The organism is Mammaliicoccus sp. I-M35 (assembly GCF_022386455.1).
Lineage (GTDB): Bacteria > Bacillota > Bacilli > Staphylococcales > Staphylococcaceae > Mammaliicoccus > Mammaliicoccus sciuri_A.
Genome location: NZ_JAJNIL010000027.1, coordinates 1 through 743 on the forward strand (window position 1 = coordinate 1; position 743 = coordinate 743).

Sequence of the window (743 nt, forward strand, 5' to 3'; positions counted from 1 at the left end):
TGATTGGTTAAGCCAATCACTCTGAAGTACTTTCAGTACTCAATTATTGGAATTAACGTTGACATATTGTCATTCAGTTTTCAATGTTCATAATCTATTTTAAAAATGGTGGAGACTAGCGGGATCGAACCGCTGACCTCCTGCGTGCAAAGCAGGCGCTCTCCCATCTGAGCTAAGCCCCCATAAGTATTAATAGAAGTCGGGAAGACAGGATTCGAACCTGCGACCCCTTGGTCCCAAACCAAGTGCTCTACCAAGCTGAGCTACTTCCCGTTATTTAAAATGGCGCGCCCGAGAGGAGTCGAACCCCTAGCCTCTTGATCCGTAGTCAAACGCTCTATCCAATTGAGCTACGGGCGCAAAAACAAAAATGGTGCCGAGGACCGGAATCGAACCGGTACGGTAATCACTTACCGCAGGATTTTAAGTCCTGTGCGTCTGCCAGTTCCGCCACCCCGGCAAGAAAAAATAAAAATGGAGCGGAAGACGGGATTCGAACCCGCGACCCCAACCTTGGCAAGGTTGTATTCTACCGCTGAACTACTTCCGCTAAATAATTATTTTTATATATAGTATATTTAAAATGGTGAGCCATAGAGGATTCGAACCTCTGACCCTCTGATTAAAAGTCAGATGCTCTACCAACTGAGCTAATGGCTCTAAAACATGGTGCCGGCCAGAGGACTTGAACCCCCAACCTACTGATTACAAGTCAGTTGCTCTACCAGTTGAGCTAGGCCGGC

Annotated in this window: 7 tRNA genes; all 7 read right to left on the reverse strand. The window is 46.8% G+C overall.

Annotation, left to right across the window (positions count from 1 at the left end):
• Positions 1-106: 106 nt before the first annotated feature.
• Positions 107-182: transfer RNA gene (locus LQ679_RS14620), tRNA-Ala, on the reverse strand.
• Positions 183-199: 17 nt separating this feature from the next.
• Positions 200-273 (reverse strand) — tRNA-Pro (locus LQ679_RS14625).
• A 10-nt stretch (positions 274-283) separates the two neighbouring features.
• Positions 284-360 (reverse strand) — tRNA-Arg (locus LQ679_RS14630).
• An 11-nt stretch (positions 361-371) separates the two neighbouring features.
• Positions 372-460 (reverse strand) — tRNA-Leu (locus tag LQ679_RS14635).
• A gap of 15 nt (positions 461-475) precedes the next feature.
• Positions 476-550 (reverse strand) — tRNA-Gly (locus tag LQ679_RS14640).
• Positions 551-584: 34 nt separating this feature from the next.
• A tRNA-Lys gene (locus LQ679_RS14645) sits at positions 585-660 on the reverse strand.
• Positions 661-667: 7 nt separating this feature from the next.
• Positions 668-743 (reverse strand) — tRNA-Thr (locus tag LQ679_RS14650).